Annotated in this window: 1 protein-coding gene; it reads left to right on the top strand. The window is 68.8% G+C overall.

Annotation, left to right across the window (positions count from 1 at the left end):
* The coding region (locus NGF19_RS30425; RefSeq protein ID WP_252429164.1) for an acyl carrier protein at positions 1-670 on the top strand (670 nt) is incomplete at both ends.

Raw genomic sequence — 670 nt, 5'->3', positions numbered from 1 at the left:
GATCCACCTGGACGACGCGGTCCTGCGCGCCGAGGCGGAGAACGACACGCTCGCACCCCTGATGCGGGAACTCGTCCCGGCTCGAACACGGAAGGAGCTCACCGGCAGCCGGCCGGACTCCGGTCTCCGGCAGAAGCTGGCGGTCCTGCCCGAGGCCGAGCGTGCCACCGCGCTGTTGTCGCTGGTGCGGACGGAGATCGCGGCGGTCCTGGGCCACGAGACCGTGGACGGGATTCCGGCCGGCCGGGCGTTCACGGAGCTGGGCTTCGACTCCTTGACCTCGGTGGACCTGCGTAACAGGCTCAACAAGGCGACCGGCCTGTCCCTGCCCACGACGCTGGTGTTCGACTACCCCAACCCGGCCGAGCTCTCCGGCTTCCTGCTCCCGCAACTCGTTGAGGAACTGCGCGACACCGGAGCGGATCAGCCACGGACGGTGAGCGGTTCGGTGGTCCCCGTGATGAATCCGGCGGTGGACGAGCCGATCGTGATCGTCGGGATGGCGTGCCGGTACCCGGGTGGGATCTCCTCGCCCGAGGATCTCTGGCGGATGGTCGCGTCCGGCGACGAAGGCATCTCGACGTTCCCGGAGAACCGTGACTGGGATCTCGACGCGCTCTACAGCCCGGACGCGGACCAACTCGGCACCTTCTACACGAAGGAGGCCGGT

Origin of the sequence: Streptomyces macrolidinus, from assembly GCF_023887685.1 — a bacterium.
Taxonomy (GTDB): domain Bacteria; phylum Actinomycetota; class Actinomycetes; order Streptomycetales; family Streptomycetaceae; genus Streptomyces; species Streptomyces macrolidinus.
This window is presented reverse-complemented; position numbering and strand designations above follow the sequence as displayed.